Origin of the sequence: Methanobrevibacter curvatus (genome assembly GCF_001639295.1) — an archaeon.
Taxonomy (GTDB): Archaea; Methanobacteriota; Methanobacteria; order Methanobacteriales; family Methanobacteriaceae; genus Methanoflexus; species Methanoflexus curvatus.
This window is the reverse complement of record NZ_LWMV01000014.1, coordinates 1-5,928: the sequence shown is the minus strand read 5'-3', so window position 1 is coordinate 5,928 and position 5,928 is coordinate 1. Positions and strand designations below refer to the sequence as shown.

Annotated in this window: 5 protein-coding genes; 4 read left to right on the top strand and 1 reads right to left on the bottom strand. The window is 22.9% G+C overall.

Going from position 1 to position 5,928, the window contains the following annotated elements; all coding sequences use genetic code 11:
* The first annotated feature begins 349 nt into the window (after positions 1 to 349).
* The 4 genes from MBCUR_RS00480 to MBCUR_RS00465 all read left to right on the top strand — a co-directional run bounded on the left by MBCUR_RS00480 (position 350) and on the right by MBCUR_RS00465 (position 4,746).
* The gene (locus tag MBCUR_RS00480; RefSeq protein WP_067088863.1) at positions 350 to 1,645 is read left to right on the top strand and encodes an Ig-like domain-containing protein; all 1,296 of its coding nucleotides are present in this window, start codon (positions 350 to 352) and stop codon (positions 1,643 to 1,645) included.
* A gap of 1,005 nt (positions 1,646 to 2,650) precedes the next feature.
* Positions 2,651 to 3,706 (top strand): beta-ribofuranosylaminobenzene 5'-phosphate synthase, encoded by a 1,056-nt coding sequence (locus MBCUR_RS00475; RefSeq protein ID WP_067088859.1) that lies wholly within the window; start codon positions 2,651 to 2,653, stop codon positions 3,704 to 3,706.
* Between the two features lie 72 nt (positions 3,707 to 3,778).
* Positions 3,779 to 4,333, top strand: coding sequence for a chorismate--pyruvate lyase family protein (locus tag MBCUR_RS00470; protein WP_067088856.1), 555 nt, complete (start codon positions 3,779 to 3,781; stop codon positions 4,331 to 4,333).
* Positions 4,334 to 4,494: 161 nt separating this feature from the next.
* Entirely contained in the window at positions 4,495 to 4,746 is a 252-nt protein-coding gene (locus MBCUR_RS00465; protein ID WP_067088854.1) for a hypothetical protein, read from the top strand.
* 536 nt (positions 4,747 to 5,282) lie between these two features.
* Here the strand turns inward: MBCUR_RS00465 and MBCUR_RS00460 are convergent.
* Positions 5,283 to 5,648 (bottom strand): DUF2283 domain-containing protein, encoded by a 366-nt coding sequence (locus tag MBCUR_RS00460; protein WP_067088851.1) that lies wholly within the window; start codon positions 5,646 to 5,648, stop codon positions 5,283 to 5,285.
* Between the last annotated feature and the right edge of the window lie 280 nt (positions 5,649 to 5,928).

Here is a 5,928-nt window from a genome sequence, read left to right as displayed (position 1 = left end):
ATAAATATCTATATTATTTTATTTTTAAAAAATAATATTCATAAAATATATAATTTAAATTTAAAATAATATAAATTCTTTAAAACTTAATTAAATAAGATAATTGTTTTATTATAATTATTAATTTATATTTTATTTATTATTTGTTTATTATTTGTTTATTATTTGTTTATTATTCATTTATTATTCAAGGAGTTATATGAAATTATTTTCATGAAAATTTCTAAAAAAGTAATTACGAACACTGTTTAATATTAAAATAAAAAAAATAACTGAATAAAAATGAAAAATTAAAATTAAATTAAAATTAAATTAAAATTAAATTAAAAATTAAAAATAAGATGAAATTATGACTAAATTTAAAAAGATTATTTTAATATCACTATTTATTTTATTGTTTATGGTGACCTCTTCTAATATTGTTTTTGCCCATGATCCATTTCCTCCAGAAATTAAATTTGTATCTCCTGTCGATGATTCAACGGTTTCAGGAATTGTTAAAATAAAAACTTCTATTAGGACTCATACAGCTATTGACAATAAAGGTCTTAATTTTGAAATTATTGGACATAATAATTACAAAAAAGTTATAATAGATAGCAATCCAAATGATGGTTGGCAGTGTAATTGGGATACTGCTTCAGTCCCCAATGGAGTATACACCATAAAAGCTGAGGCATGGGATATAGATTATCCTAGTAGTGCTGGAACTAAAACCATTCAAGTTAAGTTATACAATACAAAAAAAGCAACAAAACTTACAGTTAATGACATAAAATCCTCTGAAAATAGTAATACCAATATAATTGCCACATTAAAAGATGATTCAAATAAAGGTATTCCAAATAAAAGTATAGAATTTACAATTAATGGAAAAACATATTTGGGTACAACTGACAATGTAGGAATTGTTAAAATTAGTTTTAAAGGAGTAAAAGGCATATATTCTATTAATGCTAAATTTTTAGGAGATAACCTTAATTCTCCATCATCTGATACTGGTAAACTAACAATTACTAAGAATGCTTATCTTTTAAAAGTAAATAATATAAATGTAGATAAGAATAAAAAAACTCAATTAAAAGCTATTTTAACATATAATAATAAAAAAATAGCTAATAAGACAATTAAATTTTATGTTGATAACAAATTAGTTGGATCAAATAAAACTAATAAAAACGGAATTGTTACATTAAAATATAATTCTAAGCTAGATGCTGGCAAACACACCATTTCTGCCAGATATGGTAGTGATATAATAAATACAGCCATTTTAAAAGTTAAAAAAGCTAGTATTTATATTCAAATCACATCAAATAAAGCTAAACCAAAAGTAGGAACTAATGTAATTATATATTATAGACTAAAAAATGATGGCCCAGATTCTGGAACAAATACAAAAATGATTTATAAAGTACCTAAAGGTTTCAAATATATAACATCTTTAGGTTCAGGTAGTAAAAAATACAATGACAAAACAAAGATATTTACTTGGACTCTCAAAAAAGCTAAAGTTGGAACTTCTTTAATAAAATTAGTATTTAAAACTAAAAAATCAGGAAGAGTATTACTAAGTCCAAAAATCACAACAGAAACATATAATGCTTATTATCCAAGTAAAAATCTATATTTAACTGTGACTTAAAAATAAACTTAAAAGATATTATTGAGGAAAATTAAAAAAAGTTGATTGTTAAGCCTGTTATCGTTAAATAATTGTCATTTTAAGTATTTTTCCTTAATATTTTTTAAAATAATAATACAATAAAATTTGAATAATATAAAAACACACTAATAAAAATGACTCAATTTATTAAAAATAATAATAAAAACCATAATTAAAAAATCTGGAAATTAGGTGCTGTAAATTTTTTTGATGGGTTTTGGTTTAGTATTTTTGCTTAGCTGAGCTTTTAGGTTTGTTTATTGATTTTATTATTCTTTTTCTTTTGCTGGTATTAATATGGTATTTGTTTAGATAATACTACTTATGCTTATTTTAGATTAGTTTTGATTTATTTTGGATGATTTTATTTTAAACACAATTAAATACATAAATATTAGTTCTAAAAATCTTTTTTTCAGATTAATTTGGATTTATAACTTACTTTGAAAAACTTGAAAGTATATTATAATGCTGATTAATTTTGCTTTATAGTATTAAAACTGCTTGTTTTCCATGTATTCTATTAATAAATCATTATATTTATAAATTACAAATTTATCAAGCCATTTTTCTGTAAATAATTTATTAACAATGGTTTCATAAAATAATTTTTCGTTTTGTTTTTATTTGTTTTTGATTATGATAAATTTTGATGACATTTCTTTTTTTATTGTTCTCTATAGATTCAACAGGGCTTAATTTAGGGAATAACAATGATTGTGTCACAAATAAAAAAATAAGAATAATTAAAACAAAATAATTTTATAATAAAATTTTTAAAAAAGTTTTAACCAAGATTTTAACAGCCTCAAAGCAATAAATATAAAAGTAAAATAATTATAATAATATATATTATATATAAATTATATTTAATAAATTATATAAAATAACTTAAAATAGAATAAGTAATAGTAATAGAGCAATAATAATAGTAATGATGATAATAATGTATATTGACTAATTAAATTAAATAAATTGATTTATATGATAATTAAAACACCATCAAGAATACATATGGCTTTAATAGATTTAAATGGATCTTATGCTCGCTGTGATGGAGGTATAGGGCTAACCATAAACAAGCCAAGCTTTACTTTAAAGTGTGATACTTCAGAAAAAAAAGAAATAACAATTGATTTTAGTGAAGATTTAGGAAATAATGGCTTAAATACAGAATTAAATACAGAATCAAATAACGAATTTAATAATGAATTAAATAAAGAAGTAAAAAGCCAATGTATAGCTAAAATAAATGAATCTGCGGAAAGAATTATCTCCCATTTTCAATTAGAAACTGGATTTCATTTTGATGTTAAAGAAACATTATTCCCTCATACAGGATTAGGCTCTGGAACCCAAATATCATTAGCCACTGCTAAGTTAATCTGTGAATATAATGATATAGCTATTACTGGATTAGAATTAGGGAAAATTCTTAAAAGAGGAGGAACATCTGGTATAGGAATATATTCATTTGAAAAAGGGGGATTCATCATTGATGGAGGTCACAGTATGGCTGAAAAAAATGAATTTTTGCCCTCTTCAGCTTCAAAAGCAAAACCTCCGGTTTTAATTGGGAGATATGACTTTCCCGAAGATTGGGAAGTGATTATAGCTATTACTAATCAAAATAAATCCAATAATGTAATGGGGAAAAAAGAAGTGAATATTTTCCAAGAATACTGTCCAGTCCCAAAAAAAGATGTTGAACAACTATCTCATTTAATTTTTATGAATTTGATGCCATTTCTTTTAGAAAAAAATATAGAATCATTTGGGGACACAATCAACAAGATTCAAAATTTAGGATTTAAGAAAGTAGAAATAGATCTCCAACAAAAGAAAGTTAAAGGATTGATGAATAAAATGAGAGAATTTGGAGCATATGGTGTAGGAATGAGCTCATTTGGACCAGCCATATATGGAATAATTGATAAAAACAATGCAGATGTTTTAAAAGCAACGAAAGAATTCATTGGAAATGATGGAATCGTTTTCAAAACAGAAGCTCAAAATCATGGATTTGAACTTAAAAAATAATATAAATCAATACTAATCTATGAAAAAATAATATGCTATGAAAAAAAATATCAAAAATAATGAGTGGATAATATGGGAAAAAATGAGTTTAATATTATGGATGAGATAAAACGCATTGAAACAGAAGAGGTCAAGCTATCAAACATACAAAAAATACTCTTAGCTACTGATGGATCTGTAACTACCATACTTGATGTTTTAAATGGTAGGATCAGTATAAAAACGCTTAAACAAGAGTATCAAGAAGGAAATAAAGAGATAGCTAAAATTCTTAATATTAATGAAGGTGAAAAAGTCAATTATCGAGTAGTTGTTATGAAAAAAGACAAAAAACCATTAATCTATGCCAAATCTTACATCCCACTAAAACGATTAAGCCCAGAATTCAAAAAAGATTTAATTAGTGCAGATATCCCTATAGGCAGAATTTTAAAAAAATATAATATTGAATCAAGAAGAGAAGTTCAGTCTGCTCTAATTAAAAAGCCTAATAAAGAACTAAAAGAAATTTTCAAAACAGAAGCAGATTTTTTAAGTAGAAGTTATAATATTATCCATAATAACGAAATTTTAATCACAATCGAAGAAATATTTCCTTTGGATTCTTTTATAAATAGCTATAAATGACTATTCAATTTTTAAACTTTTTTTCACAAAAAAATATATAATATATCATCATGCTAATATATAATATAAATTTGTTTATATTTATTATATTTATTATAATATTTATTTTATATTTTTATTATATTTTTAATTAAAGTCAAGTGAGATGGTGGTGTGTTTTTATGGTAGATTATAATTTATATAGTTTAGCTTTTATGGTTATAGGAATTTCAGCTTTTTGTTCTAGCTATTTTGATTTAGATTTGGTTTTTGGTGATAAGGAAGCTGCTCCTAAATCTTTTAATACTCAGAAAATTGAAGGCTGGGTTTCTCTTTTTGGGAGAAGAACTGCTAGGATCATTCTTGCAGTTGGTGGAATAGTAATAATGTTAGTTGGGATTGTAATTATCTTATTAAATGTTTTTGGATACTAAACTTTTTAGATATTAAGCTTTTTTGGAATTTTCTAATTATTTTTTTAAAGTTTTTTTTAAAGTTTTTTTTTTTTTTAATTGTTTTTAATTTTTTATAGCCTGAGACTTAATTTTTTTGCTAATTTTTGCAGTTTATTTATAGGTATGATTGACAAGTTTTGTTCCAAAAATTTGGTGCTGGATTATAATCAAACCTAAATGAAAGATTAAAATAGAAACAAAGAGAAAAGCTGCAAAAGATTTAATTAAACTTAAGAATTTAATAAAGCAGAATATAAAACACCATAAACTAAACATAGAAGAGCCAAACTTTTTAGTTATCAGTAATGGTGTGGAATTAGCCACACAGGGGCTGATGGCATAAAAATATCACCAATTGGTGCTTTAAGATGAAATCTGATAATTATATAAAAATAAAAGAGTATAAAATATTTTTTGTCTCTATTAAAAAAATTAAATTGAAACAGAGAGTATAGTGTTTTAATTAATATTTTTTTATACTTTTAATTTTTTTTTTTTTTTTTTATTGAATTATGTTAAGCTATTGCTACACTAACTTCAGTATTCGGAATGCTTAGATAATTATCTTCAACTACTTCAATATTGCTTATAATGGATTTGTTTCTAATTTCAACAACTAAAGTCATAGAAAGATTAATGTATTTTTCAGTGATTATTACTTTGATTTCTCCACTTATTATTTTGTTAAGATATTTTTTTTGAGTTTTAAATTCTTTAGATGCATCTGCTACTTCAAAACCAATAGGATTTTCATTTTTATCAAAGTCAATTGACACAGAATCATTTAAAAATTCAGTATATTTATAATTGTTATTTTTTAAAAAAATAAAAAGATTATCATTTTCGTAGTCATAATCTAGAGTTATTCCTTTATTTTTCATTTTTAAGCCTCCTTTCAATTTTTTCAAGCTATTTTCTTTTTATACAATGTTGCTTGAAAAAAGCATATTAACTAAGAATATTTAATATATTATAAATATTGTTTTATTAAATGTTTATATATTATTTCTAATAATTATTTGTTTTTTCTGTATTGAATAAAACTTAATTTTGTAATCGAAGAAATTATAAATAAAATTATCAATTCATTGAAATATTTTATCAATGATTATTTTAGTTTTTTTTTCATCATATAAACATAATGTTTTTAAAGTTATATTA